16 protein-coding genes and 3 tRNA genes are annotated in these 24,851 nt (G+C 43.6%); 9 read left to right on the forward strand and 10 right to left on the reverse strand.

Annotated features, from left to right (window positions below; translation table 11 throughout):
• Positions 1–26 precede the first annotated feature (26 nt).
• The 3 genes from glgB to QEP06_RS04500 all read right to left on the reverse strand — a co-directional run bounded on the left by glgB (position 27) and on the right by QEP06_RS04500 (position 3,094).
• The gene (gene glgB, locus QEP06_RS04490; RefSeq protein ID WP_285269250.1) at positions 27–1,931 is read right to left on the reverse strand and encodes a 1,4-alpha-glucan branching protein GlgB; all 1,905 of its coding nucleotides are present in this window, start codon (positions 1,929–1,931) and stop codon (positions 27–29) included.
• Positions 1,932–2,177: 246 nt separating this feature from the next.
• A complete protein-coding gene (locus QEP06_RS04495; protein WP_285269251.1) occupies positions 2,178–2,642 on the reverse strand; it encodes a hypothetical protein in 465 nt (154 codons plus the stop codon).
• 35 nt (positions 2,643–2,677) lie between these two features.
• Positions 2,678–3,094, reverse strand: coding sequence for a hypothetical protein (locus tag QEP06_RS04500; RefSeq protein ID WP_251834105.1), 417 nt, complete (start codon positions 3,092–3,094; stop codon positions 2,678–2,680).
• A gap of 174 nt (positions 3,095–3,268) precedes the next feature.
• Here QEP06_RS04500 and QEP06_RS04505 point away from each other — a divergent pair, with 174 nt between their 5' ends.
• Complete coding sequence (locus QEP06_RS04505) at positions 3,269–5,410, forward strand: S46 family peptidase (protein WP_285269252.1); 2,142 nt, start codon at positions 3,269–3,271, stop codon at positions 5,408–5,410.
• A gap of 211 nt (positions 5,411–5,621) precedes the next feature.
• On the opposite strand, the gene QEP06_RS04510 is transcribed toward QEP06_RS04505, so the two are convergent.
• From QEP06_RS04510 to QEP06_RS04520, 3 genes are all read right to left on the reverse strand, one after another.
• Entirely contained in the window at positions 5,622–8,492 is a 2,871-nt protein-coding gene (locus tag QEP06_RS04510; protein ID WP_285269253.1) for a M16 family metallopeptidase, read from the reverse strand.
• A 49-nt stretch (positions 8,493–8,541) separates the two neighbouring features.
• Complete coding sequence (gene aspA / locus QEP06_RS04515; protein ID WP_285269254.1) at positions 8,542–9,942, reverse strand: aspartate ammonia-lyase; 1,401 nt, start codon at positions 9,940–9,942, stop codon at positions 8,542–8,544.
• A 109-nt stretch (positions 9,943–10,051) separates the two neighbouring features.
• The gene (locus tag QEP06_RS04520) at positions 10,052–11,080 is read right to left on the reverse strand and encodes an N-acetylmuramoyl-L-alanine amidase (RefSeq protein WP_285269255.1); all 1,029 of its coding nucleotides are present in this window, start codon (positions 11,078–11,080) and stop codon (positions 10,052–10,054) included.
• 136 nt (positions 11,081–11,216) lie between these two features.
• Here QEP06_RS04520 and QEP06_RS04525 point away from each other — a divergent pair.
• The 4 genes from QEP06_RS04525 to QEP06_RS04540 all read left to right on the forward strand — a co-directional run bounded on the left by QEP06_RS04525 (position 11,217) and on the right by QEP06_RS04540 (position 12,383).
• Positions 11,217–11,303, forward strand: a tRNA-Ser gene (locus QEP06_RS04525).
• 18 nt (positions 11,304–11,321) lie between these two features.
• Positions 11,322–11,396, forward strand: a tRNA-Pro gene (locus QEP06_RS04530).
• Between the two features lie 49 nt (positions 11,397–11,445).
• Positions 11,446–11,519 (forward strand) — tRNA-Arg (locus QEP06_RS04535).
• 165 nt (positions 11,520–11,684) lie between these two features.
• Complete coding sequence (locus tag QEP06_RS04540) at positions 11,685–12,383, forward strand: ABC transporter ATP-binding protein (protein ID WP_285269256.1); 699 nt, start codon at positions 11,685–11,687, stop codon at positions 12,381–12,383.
• A 48-nt stretch (positions 12,384–12,431) separates the two neighbouring features.
• On the opposite strand, the gene QEP06_RS04545 is transcribed toward QEP06_RS04540, so the two are convergent.
• Positions 12,432–12,818: an SRPBCC family protein gene (locus tag QEP06_RS04545; RefSeq protein ID WP_285269257.1), complete on the reverse strand. Its 387-nt coding sequence runs from the start codon at positions 12,816–12,818 to the stop codon at positions 12,432–12,434.
• 36 nt (positions 12,819–12,854) lie between these two features.
• Here QEP06_RS04545 and QEP06_RS04550 point away from each other — a divergent pair, with 36 nt between their 5' ends.
• Entirely contained in the window at positions 12,855–13,460 is a 606-nt protein-coding gene (locus QEP06_RS04550) for an NUDIX hydrolase (protein ID WP_251834113.1), read from the forward strand.
• 6 nt (positions 13,461–13,466) lie between these two features.
• On the opposite strand, the gene QEP06_RS04555 is transcribed toward QEP06_RS04550, so the two are convergent.
• A complete protein-coding gene (locus QEP06_RS04555) occupies positions 13,467–14,738 on the reverse strand; it encodes a UDP-N-acetylmuramoyl-tripeptide--D-alanyl-D-alanine ligase (RefSeq protein WP_285269258.1) in 1,272 nt (423 codons plus the stop codon).
• A 63-nt stretch (positions 14,739–14,801) separates the two neighbouring features.
• Positions 14,802–16,406, reverse strand: a complete 1,605-nt coding sequence (gldJ, locus tag QEP06_RS04560; RefSeq protein WP_251834115.1) for a gliding motility lipoprotein GldJ — start codon at positions 16,404–16,406, stop codon at positions 14,802–14,804.
• Between the two features lie 164 nt (positions 16,407–16,570).
• Here gldJ and porU point away from each other — a divergent pair, with 164 nt between their 5' ends.
• The 3 genes from porU to QEP06_RS04575 all read left to right on the forward strand — a co-directional run bounded on the left by porU (position 16,571) and on the right by QEP06_RS04575 (position 24,182).
• On the forward strand, positions 16,571–20,536 hold the full coding sequence (gene porU / locus QEP06_RS04565; RefSeq protein ID WP_482183822.1) for a type IX secretion system sortase PorU: 3,966 nt from the start codon (positions 16,571–16,573) through the stop codon (positions 20,534–20,536).
• A 25-nt stretch (positions 20,537–20,561) separates the two neighbouring features.
• Positions 20,562–21,680: a type IX secretion system outer membrane channel protein PorV gene (gene porV / locus QEP06_RS04570; RefSeq protein ID WP_285269260.1), complete on the forward strand. Its 1,119-nt coding sequence runs from the start codon at positions 20,562–20,564 to the stop codon at positions 21,678–21,680.
• Between the two features lie 240 nt (positions 21,681–21,920).
• Positions 21,921–24,182, forward strand: coding sequence for an FUSC family protein (locus QEP06_RS04575; RefSeq protein ID WP_285269261.1), 2,262 nt, complete (start codon positions 21,921–21,923; stop codon positions 24,180–24,182).
• Here the strand turns inward: QEP06_RS04575 and QEP06_RS04580 are convergent.
• Positions 24,158–24,769 (reverse strand): 4'-phosphopantetheinyl transferase family protein, encoded by a 612-nt coding sequence (locus tag QEP06_RS04580; protein ID WP_285269262.1) that lies wholly within the window; start codon positions 24,767–24,769, stop codon positions 24,158–24,160. The two genes, QEP06_RS04575 and QEP06_RS04580, sit on opposite strands and share 25 nt — an antisense overlap.
• Between the last annotated feature and the right edge of the window lie 82 nt (positions 24,770–24,851).

Genomic DNA, 24,851 nt, shown 5'->3' on the forward strand with positions numbered 1-24,851 from the left:
TATTTAGACCAAAATGTGGGCTTAAACTATTTTTTCTGCTTTAAGACCACGCCGGCCAATGGTGGCAACCTTAGAACCAATGAATTTGGTCTGTACATCCATTCGTCATCTTCTTCATCTAAAATTTCGGGCAAAACTCCACTTCCACCAAACGTTTTGTCATCGGAGTTCAAGATCACTTCCCAGTTCGTGCCTTCATCAACTCCTATTTTATAATCGAAAACGCGCGGAGTCAGGTTCAAGACGATCATCGTCATGTCATTTTCCGCACTGCCCTTTCTTAAATAAACGAATACAGAATTGTTGTCATCGTTCGCTTCCACCCATTCAAAACCACTTCTGTCAAACTGATTTTCATACAGCGAAGTTTCGGTTCTGTACAGCCTGTTCAGTTCTTTTACGTACTCCTGCAGACCTTTGTGAACCGAATGTTCAAGAAGATGCCAATCAAGCGAGCGTGTAAAATTCCATTCGCCGGTCTGGCCGAATTCGCCACCCATGAAAAGCAGTTTTGCGCCCGGATGCGTGTACATGTAGGTGTAAAGTGCACGGAGATTTGCAAATTTCTGCCACTCGTCGCCCGGCATCTTGTAGATCAGGCTCGATTTTCCATGCACAACTTCATCGTGAGAAAGCGGCATCATGTAATTTTCGTTGTACACGTACATGGACGAAAAGGTGATCTTGTTATGCTCATATTTTCGGAAGAGCGGGTCTTCCTTGAAATATTTTAAAGTATCATGCATCCAGCCCATCATCCATTTCATCCCGAAACCTACACCGCCGTCATGCACGGGTTTTGTAAGCATCGGAAAGTCTGAACTCTCTTCGGCGATAGTCATCACGTCCGGAAATCCCTTATAAACCGCGGTATTAAAATCCTGCAGGAACTTCAATGCTTCTAGGTTGACATTCCCACCTTCGGCATTGGGCTCCCATTCGCCCTCATTCCGGGCATAATCAAGATGCAGCATCGATGTTACCGCATCCACGCGGAGGCCGTCCGCATGATAACGGTCCAGCCAAAACATGGCATTTGAAATTAAAAATGACCTTACTTCCGGTCGGCCGTAATTGAAAATATGCGATTTCCATTCGGGATGAAATCCTTTGCGCGGATCCTCGTGCTCATAAAGGTAAGTCCCGTCAAAATAATGCAGCCCGTTTGCATCGCCAGGAAAATGAGACGGTACCCAATCGAGGATTACGCCGATCTCATGGCGGTGAAGCTCGTCAATTAAAAACATCAGATCCTGTGGTGAACCAAAGCGCGAAGTAGCAGCGTAAAAACCTGTAACCTGATAGCCCCAGCTCGGATCATATGGATATTCCATCAGAGGCATGAATTCTACATGCGTAAAGTTCATTTCTTTGAGGTAAGGCACCAGGCGTTCGGCAATTTCGCGGTAGCTGAAGAATCTTTCGGGGTCCGTGGTGCCGCGCATCCAGGAAGCCAAGTGCATTTCGTACACCGAAATGGGCGATTTCAGACTGTTGTTCTTCTTCCTCTTACGCATCCATTCCCGGTCTTTCCAGTCAAACCATGTGGTGGAAACCACGGATGCAGCCTGCACGTTCTGCTCCCAGGCCAAAGCAAACGGATCGCCTTTTTCGAGAAGCACATCCCTATTGCTACGAATCGCGTATTTATAAAGGTTTCCCCAAGCAATATGGGCGATGAAACCTTCCCAAATTCCGGAACCATCCCATCTCGGTAAAAGTTTGTGCGATTCGCTGTTCCAGTTGTTGAACGTCCCTATCACCGATACTTCCTCGGCATTGGGTGCCCAGACCGCAAAATAGGAGCCTTTTACGCCGTCATGTTCAATTGTATGTGCCCCGAATTTGTCGTAAAGCCTGAAATGTTTGCCCTCGCGAAACAGATAAACATCATGGTCCGTAAAAAGGGAGAATGGCAGCACTTTGTCCATAATAGGCGCGTTTTGGGAAAGGTTTTACATGAGAAAAGAAGCTTCAGGCTTGCTTCTTCAAATATATTTAATTTTAAGCTAAATGCTACTCTGGATCGACTTCTAATTAATAACAGAACCCGTACCACGCAATTTAGCTTTAAAAACAGTAATTCTAAACAGCAAAAACCGCAAAGCTCCGGAAGCGGTTTTGCGGAATTTATGAGTTGAAAAAAATTTTAAAAAACGAGATTGCCTACTTCGTCCTTAGTCGGTCTTCGGAACTTTCACAGCAAGTTCGTACAGGCTTCCGCGCATTAAAAATTTGATTCTTTCACGCGTGGTCACTGTGTTAACTTCGCCGTTTTTAACGATGATGATTCGGTCCCGTGGCGCAATGTTTTGGTCTGCAAGCCAATCTTCAGGCGTATCGTCGTCTTCTTTTTTCTTCAGTTCTTCCAAAACCTGCTCGGCCATCGCCTGAAATCCTTCATCCTGCGAGTAATAAACCTGATATTCTTTATCGAGGCCAACTTTAAAACTTCTACGCTCTGCGATCAAATTACCCGTCGTGTCAGGCATCGGGTTGTCTGAACCGTCCGTGAAACCGACTTCAATAAGTTCAGAATTATGCTCGCGTGCGTACTCTTCAGCCTGTTCGTAAGTTTCGAAGTTGGTAACTACCGTGTAATCATCATACTCGTACTTTTCAAGTCTTTCCGTGTTGTCCATATCTTTATTTTTTATTGTTTAAAACTAAAAGTCCATTATTTTTTCTCCGCTTCTATCTCTTCCTTCACTTCATGCCACTCGTTGTCTTTTAATTTGGCTTCCAATTTTTCAACCTTTAGATTCTGCCTCAGCAGCGCAAAAAGACTCATATAAACATTAGCCAAAAACACCAGTGCAAAGAATGAAATCAGATAGCCCCGCCAGTCATCGAAAAGCAGCCTATATTTAGTAACAATCAGAAAAAACGCCGTTACGTAGTGGCTGAAACAGTATTCGCACGTGAACAGATAGAAAAATTTGCGCTGATAAAGTTTCTCACTTTCCTGCGAACGCTTCACGCAGTATTCCCGCGGTTCACGGAATATTTCTTCGTGTGTTACCGTCCAGGCAATGCAGGCTATGGGTATCGCAAGCAGGAATAACCAAAGTAGCTGCTCAGCTAATAATAGCATATTTTCAATGTTTAATGTCAAATCTCAGCACGTCAAAAGTAATGCCACGCGAACCTACAGCGATCGGGCGCACTTGCAGTCCCTCTTCCACAATTCAAGCTTATTGTCCCATGGCAGTTGCGTGCTTTTTTTATTCGCCTAAAAATCTCTATTTTTAGACCAAATTTTACTAGAATGAACAGAAAACATCTATTGCTTGCTGCAATAATTTTTCCCGCTGTGATGGCATTTGGCCAGCAGTATGGCGGAATGTGGATTCCGACCGAACTGAATGAGAAGGAAATGAAGGATTTGGGAATGAAGATTTCCGCTAAACAGATATTTGATCCATCGAAACCAAGCATTAAAGACGCCGTCGTGCAGTTTAACGGTGGCTGTACTGCAGAAATCATCTCACCACAGGGACTTTTACTTACGAATCACCACTGCGGATACGGGCAAATTCAAAAGCATTCGAGCGTGCAGAATGACTATCTGACGGATGGTTTTTGGGCAAAAAACATGTCGGGTGAACTTCCGAATCCGGGTGTAACCGTAGATTTCATTGCAGATATCAAAGAAGTGACAGACCAGGTGCTTGCAGGAACGAAAAATCTTGACGCGACAGCGGCGCAAGCCCTTATTGATAAAAACACCGAGCGTGTAAAAGCTACATTCAAACTGGAGCCGTGGCAAAAAGTGGTGATCAGACCGATGTATTATGGCAATAAATATTATGCTTACGTAATCGACACTTACAAAGATGTACGGTTGGTAGGTGCCCCACCGTCGAGCATCGGCAAATTCGGTTCAGATACCGACAACTGGGTTTGGCCCCGCCACACGGGAGATTTTTCGATGTTCAGAATTTATGCGGACAAAAACAACAGGCCCGCGGAATATTCGAAAGACAATGTACCTTACAAGCCAAAACATTTTTTACCTGTTTCCATTAAAGATAAAAACGAGAACGATTTCACGTTCGTATTCGGCTTCCCGGGCAGAACAACGGAATACCTTCCGGCGATTGCGGTAGAAAAAGTAATGACGGATACCGATCCTGCGATGATCTCAGTACGTGAAGTGGCACTGAAAACTTTAGACGAAAAAATGCGTGCAGATGCCGAAACGCGTATTAAATATGCTTCAAAATACGCTTCCGTAGCGAATTACTGGAAAAAATGGATTGGGGAGGTAGAAGGTTTGAAAAAATCTGATGCGGTAGGCAAAAAGAAACAGTACGAGCAAAGTTTAATCGCTAAAAACGCGCAGATAAAACCAACCATCGATGAGCTGAACCGTCTTTACACGGAGCAGGCGCCTTATGCGCTGAACCGCGCCTACTACAGCGAAGTAGTACGTAACGCCGAAACACTGACCTTGGCAAATCTTTATCTCAACTACATGCAGAATGTTGAGGCCGGAAAGATGGACGAAAAAGCCAAAACTTCATTTACAAACCGACTTCAGTCTTTCTACAAGGACTATGATGCGGAACTGGATGCAAAAGTGACGGCCAAACTGCTGGCTCTCTACGCCAATAAAACGCCGAAAGCATTTTTACCTGCCAATTTCGATCAGTTTGCTGATGAAAATAAAAACCTGACCGCAATTGAAAACTGGTCAAAAAATTCGGTTGTCACCGGGCGTCATGCACTGAACGGAGCCACTGCATCTGCGGATATCAATAAAGTTTTTGCAAATTCTGCGGAGCTTATGAAAGCTTTAAAAAATGATCCGATCATACAGTTGGCTGCCGGAATGCGCGAAACGTATATGGCAACTTCAGAAAGCAAGTTTGCACCCCTACAGGACCAGATTGACGTGCTACAGAAAAAATTCATGGCACAGCAGATGGAAACGGACAAAGACCGCAAGTTTTTTCCGGATGCGAACTCTACTTTGCGTGTAACCTACGGTCAAATTAAAGGTTCAAATCCGCGTGATGCTGTTTATTACGGATATCAAACGCATCTTTCAGGAATCATGGAGAAATATGTGCCTGGCGATTATGAATTTGATGTACCTAAAAAGCTTATCGATCTTTATAACACGAAAGATTACGGAATCTATAAGGACAAAACCGGCGACGTTCCTGTGAATTTTACGGCGACCAACCACACAACGGGCGGAAACTCCGGAAGCCCCGCGCTGGATGCGCACGGAAACCTTATCGGACTGAATTTTGACCGCCAGTGGGAAGGCACGATGAGCGACATCAACTTTGATCCTCGTTTCAGCCGTAACATCATGGTGGACACGAAATATATTCTGTTCATCATCGATAAATATGCGGATGCCAAATGGCTGATCAACGAAATGAAGGTCGTGAAATAAGACCATACATTTTACTTAAAACTAAAACTCCGGCAAATGCCGGAGTTTTGTAGTTTTCATGGTTATGGTGATCAGATTTGGAATAGCAAACTTCGTAAATCTCACGTAATTATCTGCCGTTAATTCACCCAAAAATTAACTAGTTAAATCAACATAATTCATTTAAAAAAGTCATAAACGATTTCTTTTCACGATCTTAATGGCTAAAGGTCTAATATCCGAAAATCTCTTCCAGGCTTAATTCCTTAAATTTGCCGAGTTTCTCAAGAGCAGCCATATCCAGATTTTCTTTTTTGCCCATAAGTGCCGTATTAAACTTTAATGGTCTCATGTGTTCATTGTAAAACTGCGCTACATCTGAAACGCTAAGCGAACTGATTTCCGCATACAGATCCTTACGCAAATCATAATCTACACCCAATTTCTGAAGATTCAAAAGATTAAAAAACAGGTTTGTTCTGTTAATTCTGCCCGCGGCGATCTGCTTCAGCGCTGCTGTTCTCGCATTTTCAAACTGGGCCGGAACTTCGGGGAAAACAGTCATGAGTTCATCCATTGAATCGATGGCCTGCGCCAGTTTATCAACCTGAGTTCCAATGTAAGTGGTGACGTAATCTGGTCTGCCAATTTCCGAAGCGGGCGCGTAATACACATACGCTGAATAGGCCAGACTTTTACTTTCGCGGATTTCCTGGAAAACGATGGACGACAGTCCGCGGCCAAAATATTCGTTGAAAACGTTTATTTTACCCATATTCTTCAGGTTTACATTGCCAGCTTTTGCCACACGGCTCATTTCGGTCTGCACCATATCATACGGCGTGAAGTAAACGATTCCTTCGGCTGCAGGTTCAGGGTATACCTTCCTAGGCGGGATTTCGATGGTTTCCTCTTCGATGAAGACTTCTACATATTTCTGAAATTTTTCAAAATCATTACCGTAAAAAAAGATTTGATAAGGCATAAGCAGCAAATCCTGGATTTTCTGCGTCATGTCTGCCGATTTGATTTGCTTCAAACGCTGCTCCGAAAGTACATCTCGGAATCTGGACTCGCGGCCGTATTTAGCATAATTGGTAAGCGCGGTCATGATGCGGCCTTTGTCTTTTTTGGCAACTTCACGGCTTTCCAGAATGGTCTGCACGTTTTCTTCATAAACCTGTTGGTCAGGCTGTGCGTTTTGCATCCAGTGCTTCAGAAGCGAAATCGCCGCGGGCATATTTTCTTCGAGTCCGGCCAGAGAAATGGTAAGCTGATCCTGTAAGATTCGGAAATCATTGGTAATACCCAGTTTGAACAACTCCCGTTTTAGGTCTTCCGCCGAAAGTTCATCCGTGCCAAGATAATGCAGCACCTGCGTCGCCAGTGAGAGTTCCCTGTCGTGATCTGTGCCGAATGGATAGATGAAAAAAACCTGGGCTACATCATTGTAGCTATTGGTAACAAAACTTACCTTTTTGCCACTTACCCACTCTGTTTTTATCACTTTTTGGTAATCGACAAATTCAGGTTGGATTTCGTCTGATTTCTGGTCTAAAATTGACTGTAAGAATGGTGACTGCGATTCTTTATTGAGTTTTATAGGCGTGATACCGGGATTTTCTACACGCACAAGCTTGTCATTCTCGCCTTTTTCTTTACGTATAACTACGTAGTTATCTTTAAAAAACTCATTGGCAAATTCTACTACATCAGCCTTCGAAATCTTTTCAAATGCCGCGATCTCATTCAGCTCCTCGGCCCATGATCTGTCATGGATGTATGCCCCATAAAGCGCTGTTGCAAGGCCATCCGCTGTTTCGAAAGACTTCATGCGGTGAATTTTCATGTCATTCACGATCGCTGGAATGAGCCATTCTTCAAAATTGCCTTTTTTTATGTTTTCAATCTGTTCCAGCAGAAGATTTTTGGCCTCATCCAGCGTCTGCCCACTCTTTGGAATGACGACCATCGAGAAGCTGCCGTAATTTTTAAATGCCGACGCATATGCCATGGCACGCAGCGCTTTCTGGCTCTGATTTATATTTAAATCAATCAGGCCTGATTCACCGGAATTGCTTAACAGATTGGCTGTTATTTCTGCAAGCCTGGCATTCGGCGTTCCGTATGAATCTGTTCTCCAGGCGAGTTGCATACGCGTAGACGACGCACTTTTCACCGTTCGCTCGACAATTTCCGTCATCGGTTCTTCAGTAACCGACGTTTTTGCGGGCAACTCTTTAAACTTAAAAGTGCCAAAATATTGATCGACAAGTTGTATAGTATTTTCAAAATCTAAATCGCCTACCAAAACCAAAGCATAGTTATTCGGTACGTAATACGTATTAAAATACGAATGGATTGCCACCATTGAGGGGTTTTTCAGATGATCCGGCTTCCCGATTGTGGTCTGCTGCCCGTTTGGATGCTTGGGAAAAAGCGCGTCCATTAGCTCATAATGCACCAACCGCATGTCATTATCCTGCGCCCGGTTGAATTCTTCGTAAACCGATTCAAGTTCGGTATGGAACAGCCTAAGCACGACTTCCGAAAAACGTTCACGCTCAATCTTCAGCCATTTTTCAAGTTCGTTATTCGGAATGTTGTTCTTATAAACCGTCTCATCAAGCCAGGTATGCGCGTTCGTGCCCGATGCGCCCAGCGAGGAAATGGCCTTATCATACTCATTCGCGATAGCGTATTTGGCGGCTTCCTGCGAAATATCATCTATTTTTCGGTAGATTTCCTTTTTCTTTTCCGGATTTTGTTCGGCTTTATGCTGTTCGTACAGGTTCGAAATTTCATCCAATAATGGTTTTTCCTTAGCCCAGTTAGTGGTTCCGAGTCTCGATGTTCCTTTGAACATCATATGTTCGAGATAATGCGCAAGCCCGGTATTATCAGCCGGGTCGTTGTTACTGCCCGTCCTTACCGGTATGTACGTCTGTATTTTTGGTGCGTCGGTATTTTGCGCCACGTAGACTTTCAGTCCGTTTTCCAGAGTGTAAATACGTACGCCGTTCTTGTCGTTTTCTACGGTTTCATAAGTATAACCGAGTGAATCTGTTGCCTTAACTGTTCTGAATGCCTGTGTGTTCGTCATTGTGCGTGCCGCCGTTTATACGTCGTTTCGAATTTCTCGGGTAAATTATTTAGAGGTTATGAGGCTTCAGCATATTGGCTGGATCCAAAATCTCATCTAGTTTTTCCTGGGAAAGAATCCCTTTTTCCAATACCAGGTTATAGACACTTTTGCCCGTTTCAAGGGCTTCCTTAGCGATTTCAGTGGAATTTTTGTAACCGATATACGGATTCAGCGCGGTTACAATCCCGATGCTGTGCTTCACCATATATAGACACACTTCGCGGTTTGCCGTAATTCCAGTAATGCATTTTTCGCGTAGCGTATCAAGTGCGTTGCCCAAAAAATTAATGCTTTCCATAATGGAATGCGAAAGCACAGGCTCCATCACATTTAGCTGTAGCTGCCCGGCTTCTGCGGCAAAAGTAACCGTAAGATCATTCCCTATTACTTTAAAACAAACCTGGTTCACCACTTCGGGTATCACGGGATTCACTTTCCCAGGCATAATTGACGAGCCCGGCTGCATAGGCGGCAGATTGATCTCAAACAAACCTGCTCGCGGCCCGGAAGAAAGCAAGCGGAGATCATTACAAATCTTCGAAAGTTTCACTGCCAAACGCTTCATCGCAGACGAATAAATCACGTAAGAACCCGTATCGGGCGTTGCCTCAACCAGGTTCGGCGCGGAAACAATTGGATAACCCGAAATCTTCGCTAAATTTTTCGCACACAGACGCGCGTACCCGGGAGGCGCATTGAGGCCAGTACCAATCGCAGTAGCACCCATATTGATTTCCACGAAAAGTTTAGCATTGCTGTTCAGCTTTGAAATATCTTCTTCAAGTGTTGCCGCATACGCTTCAAACTCCTGCCCGAGCGTCATAGGAACCGCATCCTGAAGTTGTGTACGACCCATTTTAATCACATCGGAGAATTCAACTCCTTTCGCACGGAATGCCGAAATCGTTTTGCGCAGCTTCTCTACCAGTTCAGAATTCATATTAAGCAAAGCCATTTTTATAGCCGTAGGATACGCATCATTGGTAGATTGAGAGAGATTCACCTGATCATTCGGCGAACAAAACTGGTAATCGCCTTTCGCTTTGCCACGCTTTTCGAGCACGCGGTTGGCAATAACCTCATTCGCATTCATATTGACTGATGTTCCGGCTCCGCCCTGGATCATATCAATCGGAAACTGGTCGTGCAATTGGCCGGCCATGATCTCATCGCAGGTTTCGCCAATAAGGCTGTTCATCTCTTCGTCCAGCAAACCAAGTTCATAATTGGTTTTCGCAGCCGCCTTTTTTACCATTGCCAACCCGTGGATAAAATGCGGATAGGACGAGAGAAGCTGCCCGGAAATCTTAAAATTATCTATAGCGCGCTGTGTCTGCACGCCGTAATATGCGTCTGCCGGAACCTGTAGCGTGCCCAGCAGGTCAGTCTCATATCTGAAGTTTTCCATATTTAAATAAGATTACATTTGTTTGATGAAAGAATTAGGGCCAAAATAAGGGATATTATAAAAAGGGACGAATAAAATCGTCCCCTATTTATTTAAATTCTGATAGCTTTTACTTTGCAGCATATTTTTGGTTGAGTGCCTGCAAAATTGCCCAGGTTTCCGCGTCCATTACGCCGTCATATTTCTCAGGACGGAAATGATACTGAAATGCTTCGATTGTTTTCTTTGTGGCATCATCTACACGTCCGGAGGCTTCTAAACCATAACCGAGTTTTTTAAGTGCCAACTGGTAACTGTAAATAAATTCTGAATTTCCCGACTGCATTGCATAATTTTCCGGTGTTGTCTGACTCAAGAAACCATCCTTAACAGGCGCATCGTACCACATACCGATCTGATAGTCCTCATAAAGCTGCTTCCATGGAAATTTCGGGCCGGGATCCTGCTTCCTTGTCGGAGCAATATCTGAATGTGCCAAAATATTGGTTGGTGGTATCATATATCGGTCTGCAATATCCTTTACCAATGCCCCGACTTTTTTTATCTGATGGTTGTCAAATTCCGGAAAAATCTTGATACCGCTAGAATCTACTTTGTAACCCGCGTTCACAATCTCAATGCCGATTGAAGTGTCGTTCAGCGAAGTGTCATTACGCCAAGAACTCACACCCGCGTGGTAAGACCTTTTGTTTTCATCCACTAACTGGTAGATTTCACGGTCGCTGTGGCTGTTCACCAAGTAATGCGAACTCACAGACTGCTGTGTAAGGACTGTAACTGATTTGTCATCGTCCAAAGCCGTATAATGCAAAATGATATATTTCTGACGGAAATTCTGCGCGACTGCGGGAAAAAAAGACTTTACGACTTTGTATCCATTAGGGTTTGCTGATACGATAGAGCCATAACTGATGGTGTTATCGTTTTTTGATGCGTCAGCAATATTTACCTTATAGAAATCATAGCCACTTTCAGATTTAATTGTGGGTTTTGCCGCTGCCGGTTGCGCCGTTTTCGGGGTGGTAGTCTTGGTCGGCGGGTTTGTCTTAGTATTTGTGGATGATTGTTTCACCGGTTTGGTGGAAGCGCATGAATTTATCAATACGGCTAATCCTATGACATATAATGGTTTACGCATTTTCAATTTTTTATTGCGGATTCAGACTCAAAAATACAAAATAAATTACGTAAAAAATTTTGGTTAATGTTGGAAAGTATTCTATATTTGCACTCGCAATTACAGAACAGAAGGTCATTCAAAATATTGCATTTTTGGAGAGTTGCCTGAGAGGCCGAAAGGACATGTTTGCTAAACATGCGTACTGGAAACGGTACCAAGGGTTCGAATCCCTTACTCTCCGCAACAACCAGAAAATATTCGGGGCGTAGCGTAGTCCGGTCATCGCGCCTGGTTTGGGACCAGGAGGTCGCAGGTTCGAATCCTGCCGCCCCGACATTTTTTATCACAAAAAGTTCCTTCGGGAATTTTTTTTTACCCGCTAAGGGTGCGTAGCTCAGCTGGATAGAGCATCTGCCTTCTAAGCAGACGGTCCCAGGTTCGAATCCTGGCGCGCTCACTTAAAAAATAGACTGAGATTTTTCTCGGTCTTTTTTTGTTTAAATAAGTCATCCCAAAATGTATTTTTTCTAACTGAATTTAAAGATAAAGCGACAGCTTCGCAGCGTTTATCACTACTTTTTTCTTCAAATTAATGTAGATTTGCACTTCAACATTTGAAAATATGTCGCTGCAAATAAACAGACTCACCAAAAAATTCGGAACACAAACAGCCTTGAATAACGTCAGTTTAACAATCGGCAAAAGCGAGATCGTTGGGTTGCTCGGGCCGAACGGGGCCGGAAAATCCACCCTGATGAAATCGATTGTAGGCGCACTGAAAATTGATGAAGGCGAAATCTTTTTCGAAGGCAAAAACATCAGCCAGCATTCTTTGGAGACCAAAAGTAAAATGGGATTTCTGCCGGAAAATAATCCGCTTTATGCCGAGATGTATGTGAAAGAATATCTCACTTTTGTAGCAGAAATTCACGGCGTGTCCAAAGCCCAAATTGAGGAGGTGATTGAACTTGTGGGTATTACGCCGGAAAAAACCAAGAAAATATCACAGCTTTCCAAAGGTTACCGCCAACGCGTCGGGCTTGCTCAGGCGATTTTACATTCACCGGAACTTTTGATCCTCGATGAACCCACAAACGGACTGGATCCCAATCAGATCGTGGAAATACGCAATGTAATAAAAGAGATTGGGCGCGAGAAGACCGTGATTCTCTCAACCCACGTGATGCAGGAGGTGGAAGCGCTGTGCTCACGCGTTATTTTACTGCACAAGGGAAACATCATTCAGGATTCGCCTATCGCAGAATTTAAAGACAAATTTGGAAGCCTCGAAGAAGCATTTGCAGACTACACCACCGAATAGCATAAAAAAAGCCCCGAAAGATTTCGGGGCTTCTATTTTTACCTTCAATTAAAGCTTTTCCAAACTGTCTGAAAGGGAGTTGATGAAATTTTGCAGCGGTTTCTCCACCATCATCTTAATGAACGGATTGAATTTTCCGTCGAACAGCAACTGAACTTCCGTTTGGTTCTCAGCTATCGGATTCATCGTTCCTTTCAGCTCAAAATCAAGATTGGATGCCGCTGATTTCAGCACCACTTCACGGTCAGTGACCTCTGAAATTTTCAGTGCAATTTCAGGCATACCTTTCAGGCTGAATTTAAAACCATCTTCGCGCGCTTCAAAACTTTGCAGAGAATCCGGCATCAGATCACGGTAATCAGCCGGGTTTTTAAGCATCTGTACCAATTGTTCTGAGGATTTATTTACGATTATTTTACGTCCTTCTAACTTCATTTTTTATATTTTTGCAAGATTAAAATACCGTTGCAAATGTATAAAGTTTTTGTGAACGAAAAAAAACTTACACTAAGTAAGTACCCGGAGGACATCGAAAAGAAACTGAGGTTCGAAGGATTTGCAACACTCGAGATTGCGGTTGACCTGCTTCAGAACACCTCTTGCCCAGAGCTTAATGTTTATGGCGAAAACATCGAGGAAATTTGGGAAGACTTCACGCATATGTTCAAAGTGATCGAAGCGGCCGGCGGCGTGGTGATCAACCAGAAAAACGAGGTGCTGTTTATACGCCGACTGGGCAGATGGGATTTGCCTAAAGGTAAGATTGAGATAGGAGAATCGCTGGAACAGGCTGCTGTAAGGGAAATAGAGGAAGAAACAGGGCTGAAAGAAATAATTCTGGAAGAATTTCTGAACAATACATTTCACATCTACACCGAACGCAACGGCGAGAAAATCTTAAAAACAACTTATTGGTTCCGAATGCGGTACGTGGGTAACGAAAAACCCGTTCCCCAGCTTGAGGAAGGCATCTCGGAAGTTTGCTGGAAAGACAGCGACGCCATTTCACGCGACGTTTTACCACAAACCTTTAAAAATATCAAATTGATTCTAAATGATTTCTGGGCTCAGCATTAAGTATATTTAGATATAATCCAGAACTGCCTCCAGCGCAATTCCGCGTGAGGCTTTCAGAAGTATATTTTTCGATGTTAGCGGATTCTGGCGCAGCATTTCAATGAATTCCGCAGCATTTGAATACGCCTGTGAAATATTGTTTATTTTCTTAAAGTTTTCTCCTACGGTAATTATTTCCTCGAAACCCAAAGATTCCGCCTCACGCAGGATGGACGCGTGTTCGGTATCCGATTCCGCTCCAAGTTCGAGCATATCGCCCATGATGACGGTCTTTGAGCCTTCAAAATTGCTGAAATTCTTCAGAGCTTCTGTCATAGAACTCGGATTCGCATTATAGGTATCTAACACAAGCGTCTTGCCCGCTTTCTGCATGATTTGCGAGCGCATGTTCTGCGGTTGATAATTTTCGATCGCAGTCTTGATTTGAGTAAAATTCAATCCGAAATGGAAACCTAAACTCGCGGCGGCGCACAGGTTAGTGAAGTTATAAGCTCCGGTCAAACGTGAAAGTGCATTTTCGGCTTTGTAATTCAGACCAACGAAATTCTGCTCATTGATTTCATTAAAAAAATAATCTGAACTTTCTCTTCCAAACGTGATAAGGTGCGGATAACCGGCTGTTTTTTCAAGTTGAATCTGGTCGTTCTCATTTAGGAGTATTTTGCCGTCGTTCTGTTGAAGGTATTCATACAGCTCCGATTTTCCTTTGATCACACCTTCTACCCCACCGAAACCTTCGAGATGTGCTTTCCCGAAGTTGGTGATATAGCCAATTGTAGGTTTCGCAATGCCACACAGAAACTCGATTTCTTTCTGATGGTTTGCACCCATCTCTACTACAGCCATTTCATGCGTTTTATTGATAGAAAGCAGCGTGAGCGGTACACCGATATGATTATTCAGATTACCCTGAGTAAACTGTACATTATACTTTTGCGAAAGAACAGCGTGAATTATTTCCTTCGTAGTGGTCTTCCCGTTGCTGCCAGTGAGCGCGATGACCGGTATATCCAGCTGCTGACGATGGTATGACGCTAATCCCTGCAAAAATTCAAGCGTCGATGGAACGTAAAAAATTTGTCTGGAAGCGTTAGCGAATGCTTCGTTTTCCACAATCACCGCTGTGGCACCGCGATTTACCGCATCTTCGGCCAGTGTCGCTGCATCAAAATTTTCGCCCGAAAAAGCGAGAAAAACGTCTCCCGTCTTTATTTTCCGGCTGTCAATGGTCACGCCGTTTGCGTTCAAAAAAACGGGATAAAAAGTAGCTGCATTCATAACCGCAAAAATAAAAATCCTTCTGCGGTAAGCAAAAGGATTTTAAATATGTTTTTAAATAAATTAACGTTTTGTTCGTCCCTTACCGGCAGATTTAGCATCCTGCGCGACACGGAAACCAACCCAGCCATACGCTTTGGCTTCGTCTCTGTAGCGACGCTGACCCGGATCTAGCCAATAAGCACCGTCAAGCCAAGAACCACCTTTGATCACGCGGACTTCATTTGAAATTCTTGTCGTACGTGCAATTGGATCTTTCTGCATCACAACACGTCCGCGACCGTCTACGATGAATCTTTTACGTTCAGAGTTGTACATGTTGTATCCGGCAGTAGTACTGTCTTCCGCACGTCCATAACCTGCGTCCAGAGAAGACTGGAAGTCACCGTCACGATAGTTTCGGTAATCTGCCACGGTTTCACGCTCATACTGACCAGGCAATCCACGGTAAACCAATCGGCCGTCCGCTAAGGTGTCGTATTTTGCTGCTTCTACTTTTTTAAATGTACCGTCAGCATTTCTTGCAACTTCCTGCGCTACATTTCCACGGTAATAGTTGAAATCGCTTGCTTCGTCATCGATGATCGGACGGTAAACATCCGCAGTCCATTCAGCAACGTTGCCGAACATCCCATAGATTCCAAGATTGTTGGAAGGGTATTGTTTTACGTCCGCCGTAGTAGGTGAACCGTCATTTTTCCAACCTGCAACACCGGAGTAATCTCCCCGCCCCTGCTTGAAGTTTTCAAGGTACATACCGCGGTCACGGCCTTTTTTACCTTTAAGCTCCTCGATTTGTGGCTCCTTGTTTTTGTATAGGTTGTACTCACGTTCTTTTTGCATGCCCAGTGCGGCAAATTCCCACTCAACTTCAGTTGGAAGACGGAATTTTTCAACTACGCCTGCCGCAGCATTTCGGTTGGCAGCTAAAATTCGCTGATTGCTCGTCTTGATGCCCGAACGTTGCTGAAGTCGCTGTGTATTGATGTACGCTTCAAGTTCCGGATCATTCGCTTTGAATTTATCAAGGTTAAATGAGTTCGCACCTTGGTTATTAGCATCATTCGTGTAAAAATCTTTCGAGATTACACCCTGCTCCATCAGCGCCTTCTCATTCGCACGGTCTGTCAACCAGTCGCAGTAGCGAGACGCCTGTAACCACGAAACCCCTACAACAGGATAATAATCGTATTCAGGACGGCGGAAATAGGTTTCAGCAAAATCATTTCGCGAAAGCTCATTATTCCAAACAAGTGTATCTGGCAAAGCACCTTTGTAGATTTCTTTAAAGCTAGGGTCAGACGGTGGGAAAACAAATTTTAACCAGGTAACGTATTCGCGGTATTCATAGTTGGTGATTTCAGTTTCACCGATGAAAAAGGCACTTACCTGCATACGGCGCGGCGTGTTGTTCCAGTCATGCATCACGTCATCTTTCACAAGACCCATGGTGAAGGTACCGCCTTCTACGTAAACCATTCCTGGCCAACCTTTCTGTTTTTGCTGTTTTCCGGTAAAGAACCAGCCTTTTTGGTCGTTGGGTTTCCAGCCGGTTTTACTGGTGAAACGCTTTGTTCCGCCACCTTTCTTACTGTTGCCACCGCCGCAACTCATAAGGATAAGTGTAGAACAAAACATTAATATCGTGAACAACTTCAGTTTATTCATAGTTTACATAGATAATTTTCAGGGTACAAAGAAAATAGAAATTATTTAATTAATCAAATTAAATGATATTGATTTCCTGCAAAACGCCTACATTTTAATTTTATTGCGTCATATTATATTATATTATTTTTCGTTTAATTTGTAACCGCGAAACTTAAAACCAAATGATACGCATATTTACTATCTTCTCTCTTTTTTTTATGATAGGTTCTGCATCTGCGCAGTCTTATAAAATTGAATGGTCAGGCACTGAAGTTATCGATTATGGCACGAGCCAGGTTACGATTCCCGCAATCAAAAATGAAGGTTTGGCTTATGAAGAAGGAAGCCTGTTTATTAGAGTGAATGAAAAGTCAGCGAACACCGGTCGAACGGTTTCAAATCTGATCTGGGAAAAAGTTTCCGCTAAAGACCTTTACGATCTCAATCCGAATAACATTCCGGGCACTGAAAAAGCAGAAACAGGAACGTTCGCAAACCCATACACTGGTGAACAACACGGCCTGATACGGGTCTCATTGCTAAAAAATGAGTCAGGAAACCTTTTCCGGCTGGTTTCATTTGATGTAAATTCTGTTGCCAAAAATCCACAGGGACGGGCACCGGGGAATAATCTGGTAGGCAGCACGGAGAACCCGCTGAAATCAGGAAATTTCTATAAAATCAAAGTCGATAAATCCGGAATTTTCAAGATCACATCACAGTTTTTGCGGGATAATGGCATTAATCCTTCCTCTATCAATCCTAAAAATTTCAGAATCTACGGTAATGGAGGTGTAATGCTTCCTGAGCATAATCTGGATACCCGCTACGCAGCCCTGCAGGAAAATGCCATTCAGGTCGTAGGAGAAGATGACGGCGCATGGAACGATCAGGATTTTGCTCTTTTTTATGCCCAGGGACCGATTGGTTATAATATTTATCAGAGCGCCGGAAACGGAACGGGCAACAGGCGAACAGAAACCCGGCTAGATACAGCTGCGCATGTGCAGAATATCTACGAAGATTTCGCCTATTATTTTATCAATTTCGATATCGGTCCGGGAAAACGGGTACAGGCTGATGATCAATCGGTAACTATAGATGTCATCACGCGCTATGATGAGTATCAGTACATTGATGAAGAAAAATTTAACCTGATGAAGGTGGGCCGTAACTGGACTGGCGATGCTTTCAATGACCTTAAGACAATTACTTTCACCACAAAATCAGCCATTTTACCTTCAGACGTCATCAGATTCCGGACGCGCGTTGTAGGTTATCAGTCTGCGGGTAATAAAATTGAAATAAGTCTGAACAACAAGCCTGGCAGCACCACCACCATTCAAACCGATGCGAAAGATTATGTCGAGATCCTTTACCCGCTTCAGGGCGGCAGTGCGGGCACAATGACCAACCTGGAGGGAACGCAGCTCACATTTACGTACAAACCTACGGTGTCTAGCAACCCCAACGGAAAATTCTACTTCGATTATGCTGAGGTGCAGTATAAAGAGGATTTGAAATACCGCAATTCGCAGTTCAATTTCCGAAGCTACACCATCGCGGAGAACACTGGTACACGATACACATTCGGCATTGCGGATGCTTCAGCTATCGAACAGGTTTGGCAGGTTTCGGATATTACCAACGCAAAACGGAAAGTCAATAAATCTGGCAGCAGTACGCTGTTTACCTTTGGTTACCTGGCGAACAGCGACACGTTCGTGAATGAGTTTGTAGCTTTCAAGGCAGAAGATGCCTTTGCACCGGCATTTGTTGGAAGAATTGAAAATCAGGATTTGGCGGCACTGCAAAATATTGATTACCTGATGATCACCGTGCCGGAGATGATGGGGCAGGCCCAGCGGCTGGCCAACTACTATCAGGACAAATACAACGTGGCGGTGGTAGATGTAAACAAAATCTACAACGAATTCAGCAGTGGCGGAAAAGATATCACCGCGATTCGCGATTTTGCGACTCAATTAAAATCAAAAGGTAACCTAAGATATATGTTCATACTCGGTGATACTTCCTATGATTTCAAAGGCAAAAATAATCCCGGGTCTGATATTATTCCGTCCTATCAAAGTGAGAGAAGTAATAACTACGAACAGTCTTACGTAACGGATGACTATTTCGCGATGACGAAACCGCAGGCTGCCGGCACAGTTTCTCTTGCGAATATTTTACCCGATTTTCCGGTCGGCAGATTACCGGCCGCGAATGTTGCTGAAGCTAAACTCCTCATTGACAAAGCACTTGCGTACAATAACGCACTACCAGGACAATCTACACCGTTTGGCGAGTGGCGCATGAAACTCGATTTTGTAGTGGATGATGATGCAGATAATGTAGTTCCGTTCCACAACACGATGAATGACGCAATCCTCAAAGCAAGCATGGAGACCGGATCTATCACCGTAAATACGCCAAGCGGGCCGCCGGTGGTTACCAATTATGTAAATAAAATTCCCGAATACAACATCCGCAAACTTTATCTGGATGCATTCCAGGCGCAAACATCAGCAGGTGGCCAGCGTTATCCGCAAGTCAATCAGGCCATCTCGAATGATATGGGCAACAGTCTTTATATGTTCTACTTCGGACATGGCGGCATCAACGGTTGGGCACAGGAACGTGTACTTTCAATTGATGAAATTCAACAGTTCAACAACTGGAACAATGTATATTCAAGGTTTCCTTTGGTATCTACTATAACATGTGAATTCACACTTTGGGACGAACCTTCCACCTTTTCTGCCGGTGAGCAGGTCATGAAATCGAAGCAAGGTGGTGCAGCGATCATGATTACTTCCAGCCGAGCAATTGGCGTTGGCTATGGTGAAAGTTTCACTACCATTTTCACGAAGCACATGTTCGAGCTTGTTAACGACGATTTTATTAATCTGGGTGATGCATTTTTAAAGGCTAAATTTGAAAAAGGCCCAAATGAAGATCATCTGCGCGTAAATCTTCTTGGCGACCCGGCTACCAAACTCAGCAGACCTAAAAGGCTGCTTGTAATCGATGAAGTAGAATCACCGGTCCCCGGACAGTTGCGTGCATTGGATTTTGTGAAAGTTAAAGGTCACATAAGCAAGGCCGGAGGCGGTATTGATACAAGTTTTAATGGTCGCGTTGCAATCAATATATTTGATAAAAGAATCAACAAAAAGACCTTAAACAACGATAACATGCCGAAGATGAATCCTCCGTTAAACTATACGGAAGAAAGTGGACCGATCGTGAAGTCATCCGGTTTGGCTGTAAACGGTGAGTTTACGGTTGAATTTTATGTTCCAAAGGACATTAATTATGAAAACGGTGACGGCCGAATCCTGGTTTATGCGGACAATAAGAAATTAGATGTCTTTAATAATCAGGTTCAAAAAGTAGGCGGAATCAATCCGGATGGCATCAATGATACTGAAGCGCCGAAGATTCAGCTTTTCATGAATAACACCAATTTTGCTGATGGTGGTATTACAGACCAGAATCCGATGTTGCTTGCATGCGTCACAGACGATAAAGGCGTCAATTCTACTGGTTCCGGTATCGGGCATGACATTACTGTGATTTTGGACGGAAAGATTATAGATACAGTCGTACTGAATGATTTTTACTTCTCAGGTGACGGAAACGGCTGTACAAACCCAACATTAAAAGATTACCAAAAGGGCAATGTAAGCTATCCGTTCCGTAATCTTGCGCCGGGTCCGCATCAGTTACAGTTCAAAGTTTGGGATATCAACAATAATTCTACTACAGGGACGTTAAATTTTGTAGTAAAAGACGAGGTGAATCAGAATTTGATAATAAACAAGCCTCTGAACTGGCCAAATCCTTTTACGAGCAAGACTTATGTTCAGTTTGAACACAACTGTGATGATATGCTGGATGTGAATGTACAGATCTATACGATCACCGGTAAACTGGTGAAAACCATCAGCAGCACAGTGACGGCAGAACCGTTTTTCCAGGGTTACCGCACGCCGCGCACCGCGATCGGATGGGACGGACTGGATGATTTCGGCGATGCAGTAGGTAAAGGGACATACATTTTTAAGATATTTGCACGCAGCCAAAATCAGGATAAATGCAAAGGAAGCGCAACTGCAGTAGAAAAAATGGTATTATTGAAATAGAATATTAAACGATAAAAAAAACTTTATGACATTAGGTAAAAAACTATTTTTAGGTTTGGGTCTGGGCATGAGCATGATGGCTTATTCACAAAGCAATATTGTTCTTACGGGTGCACCATTTCTCAGAATTTCACCAGATGCACGCTCTGGCGGTATGGGTGACCAGGGGGTAGCTACAACCACTGACGCTTTTTCCCAGTTTTGGAACGCGGCAAAATATCCGTTCAGCAAAACCACAGCTGCCGTAGGTATAAACTATACGCCGTACATGGGTAAACTGACAAATGATGTTTTCCTTCTGTACGGTGCTTATCACCAGTTTTTAGGTGAGGAAGAACGGTCTACCATCTCTGCGAGTCTTTATTACTTCAACATGGGTGAAGTTGCACTTACCGAACTTCGTGGCAATGTTCCGGAATCTGCAGGTATTTCAAAGCCCAATGAGTTTTCAATTGACGTGGCGTATGGTCTGAAGCTTTCAGATTATTACTCGATGGCAGTTACCGGCCGTTTCATCCGTTCAGATTTGGGCGGCGGACTTGGTTCCGACAACACACTGAAGCCGGCGAACAGCTTCGCGGTAGATGTTTCCGGATATTTCCAGTCTGAAAAACATACCAGCATCAACGATTTTGAAGGTCGTGCGCGTGCAGGTTTCTCAATCCAAAACCTTGGTCCCCGACTCGACTATACGGGTGACGAAGCGTCCAGATCATATCTTCCTACCATGGCGAGACTGGGTGCGGGTTACGATCTTTTCGTGGATGATCTGAGCCGTGTAGGTTTAAGTTTCGAAGCCTCAAAACTTCTTGTTCCGGGACCTGAAAATGGCGTGGTACCAAATGTAGGCGTGATTGAAGGTATCGGAAAATCATTCAACAATGAGAAAAGCACAATGTTCAGTGGTGCGGTAGAATATGAATACGACAATGCTTTCGCCGTGCGTGGTGGTTACTTCCATGAAAGCGAAGAGCAGGGAGCACGTCAGTTTGCAACCGTGGGTGTAGGTTTGAAGTATCAGTCATTCGGACTTGATATGTCTTACCTCATCAATACTTCTAAAGTAAATTCAGCATTGGATAATACCCTGCGTTTCGGTCTGACCTGGAACATCGGCGAAGAATCTTCAAACAGCGATTATTAAGTTAATCAGTGTTTTATTTAAATACAGCGGCTCCGTAAATGGGGCCGCTTTTTTATTAAATATATCTTCAAAGTTGAAAATAGATTTCGAAACACAGATACATTTACGAACAGCACATCATAAATCCTCAAACATTAGCACAAAAATTGCAGCGCCAGGTTTTTTTGAAACCAGCTTTATTCCCAATCCAAGCACCTTCTAATGGGGCTTTATATGGTAAAATACCCTTAAATTAGCACAATGAATTACGCCACAGAACTGAAAAAATTCGCCTCCAGCCAGTATATTTACTCTGCGGTTCGGATTACGCTGGCGATTGTGGTTCCAAGTATCATTTTAGCGCACTTCGGTTTACTGCAGGAATATTTCCTGTTTCCGCTCGCAACCAGTTTTGTAGGTCTTACAGACCAACCCGGACCCTTCATCCGCCGCCGAAATGCTCTCATCATGGCAATCGGTATATTTTCGGTGGTTGCCGTGATCGCCAGTTTACTGCAGGGTATTACGCCTTTGGTTTATCTGGAGCTGCTCCTTTTCGGTTTGTTTTTCTCAATGATCGGCGTTTACGGTCAGCGTTTCGCGGCAATCGGCTCACTCTCACTGGTCGTCCTCGCCATTTTTGCAGACGGCCATCTCAGTGATAGCGGAGTGATAAAGAGTTCGCTGACATTTTTAGCCGGTGGAATTTGCTATCTAATTGTATTTCTGATAGTTTCGAAAATCCAACCTTACAAACTCGCCAGCCAGATGATTGGTGAAAACTACGTGGAACTCGGGAACTATTTAAAAATTAAGTCAAAATATTACGCCAAAAACCCTGATTATGATGATCTGAATCTTCAGGTAATCGCCCAACAGGTTAAAATAAAAAACCTGCAGGAAGATACCCGAGAAACGGTTTTTAAAACACGGAAGATCGTCAATGAATCTACCACCACGAGCCGTCTTTTGATGCTTATGTTCCTGAATTCCATCGATCTGCACGAAAAACTGATGACTTCAGAAAGTGACTACCGAAAGATTCATGACAGTTTTGATGACAGCGGATTTCTGGAATCTCTAAGTGCGTATCTATCGGGGCTCGCAGATGAGCTGGAAAATATCGGAATTGCTTTACAGAGCGGCACGAAAGCGCGTCCTGTCACCAATTTGGATACAGAACTTGACCGCATTTATGATCAATATTTCGACCTTAGAAACAGAAAACTGAACGCGTCTACTTTAGAAAACTTCATGATTCTGAGACTGATCTTGGTACGGATTACGGGCGTTTCAGAAGATATCAGCACGATGTACAGGGTCTTTACACAAAACCAAAAACTTGCGAAAAGCCTTTCCACAGGCCTTGATTTGAATAAATTTGTCCCGGATGAGGAAAAAATCAACCTAAAACTTTTAGTGGGAAATATTTCGCTTAAATCTTCGCATTTTCGGCATGCTCTGCGGGTCACGATCGCACTGCTTTTGGGGTATTTTATTTCAAGTATCAGTTTTCTCGGGATTGGACGCTCATATTGGGTGCTCATAACCATTTTGGCGATCATGAGACCCGCATATTCCACCACCAAACACCGTAATCTTCTGCGGCTTTATGGTACAGTAGTAGGCGCGTTTGCAGCGTACGGACTGCTGCATTTAGTTGATAACAGTTCAATTTTATTTGCCGTGCTTATGCTGAGCATGATCCTGTGTTTCAGCTTTTTAAAAGCACAGTATTTCTGGGCTGTACTGTTCATGACGATCTACATATTCCTCACTTTTAATTTTCTGAATCCGGGGAATATTAATCTATTATTTAAAGACCGCATTACAGATACGGCGATCGCCGGAATCGTGGCTTTTGCGGTTTCCTATTTTGTCTTCCCTGTTTGGGAACACACGCAGAATCTCGGCTTGATGAAAAAATCAGCAAAAAGTAATCTCCGATATTTCCGCTCTGTGATGGATGTGCTGATGAATAAAAAAATTGGTGTTGAGGATTACAAACTTAGCCGGAAGAATGCCGTAATTGACCTTGCGAACCTTTCTGACAGTTTTCAGCGAATGCTTTCGGATCCGAAAAACCAACAGAAAAAGATGGAGCATATTCACCAGTTCGTGAATACCGCACAATTGCTTACGGCTTATATTGCCTCGCTTTCGCAGTATTCGAAAAGCGGCCGTGAGTATCCCGAAATCGATTTCCGCAGCTGGATGACTAAAATTTCCGCTGAATTGCTGCGAACCACACTTATTTTAGCTAAGAAAGAACTTAAAGATGAAATAATAAGTGAAAGCCGTCTGCAGCCGGGAGATTCCGTACAAAAACTGCTTGAGAAACGTAAAAAAGAAATCCGCGATTACGATATCACAGACCGTCGTGATCCGAACAGGATTACCCATCTGACGGAACTTCGTAACCTGCAGGAAGTGCTGGAACTCATCTATGAGGTAGCACGGGAACAGCGAAAAGTAGCGGAGCACCTGGATCCGGACGTTCAGTCAACAATTGTAAAGCAGTAATTTTCAAAGAATTCTACACGCGCTTTGAAAAGGTCTGATACGTTTTCGTCATGCACGCGGCACAGGATATTGTATGGAAAATCTAGCCTGAAAGGCTTTACTTCATAATGTTTCTTCAGCGACCAATATTTGGAATGGTGGATCTTGTAGAGACTTTCTTTTACTGACCAGATCACCGTAAGGTAAGGCACTTCCCGTCCCTTTTCGATGAATTTACTTTCATTTTCATTTAAAAACTTGTGCTGTATGCGTGCAATTTTATCATTAAATGGTTCAATATCGATCCCGATATTCTCTTTGGCAATCGCAAGTGCAGCATATGGAAACGAGTGAGTGATGGAAATTTCGAAATGGCGCGGTTCAAGATAAGGTATGCGGCCGTCATATAGAATTTTATAGCCGGGAAGAACAGTTTGCAGGATTTTGCGTACGAGTAAAATTTCTTTCAACTTCACCGGGTGGTAATCTTTTACTTTCTCGAAATTCTCCTCTTCCAAAAGTTTTTCTGCATCCAGCTCCTCCGGTTCATCATATTTCCAGAGTAAAATAGTCGCATTATGATCGGAGAAATCTCGGTAAAGAGGCATGTGTAATTGATTATTGCCAAATTTAGCAATTATTTAGAACAGAAAAAATGGACAATTCGTAAGTAGCAGCCGGATATAACTC

The organism is Kaistella rhinocerotis, from assembly GCF_030243905.1.
In the GTDB taxonomy this organism is placed as follows: Bacteria; Bacteroidota; Bacteroidia; order Flavobacteriales; family Weeksellaceae; genus Kaistella; species Kaistella rhinocerotis.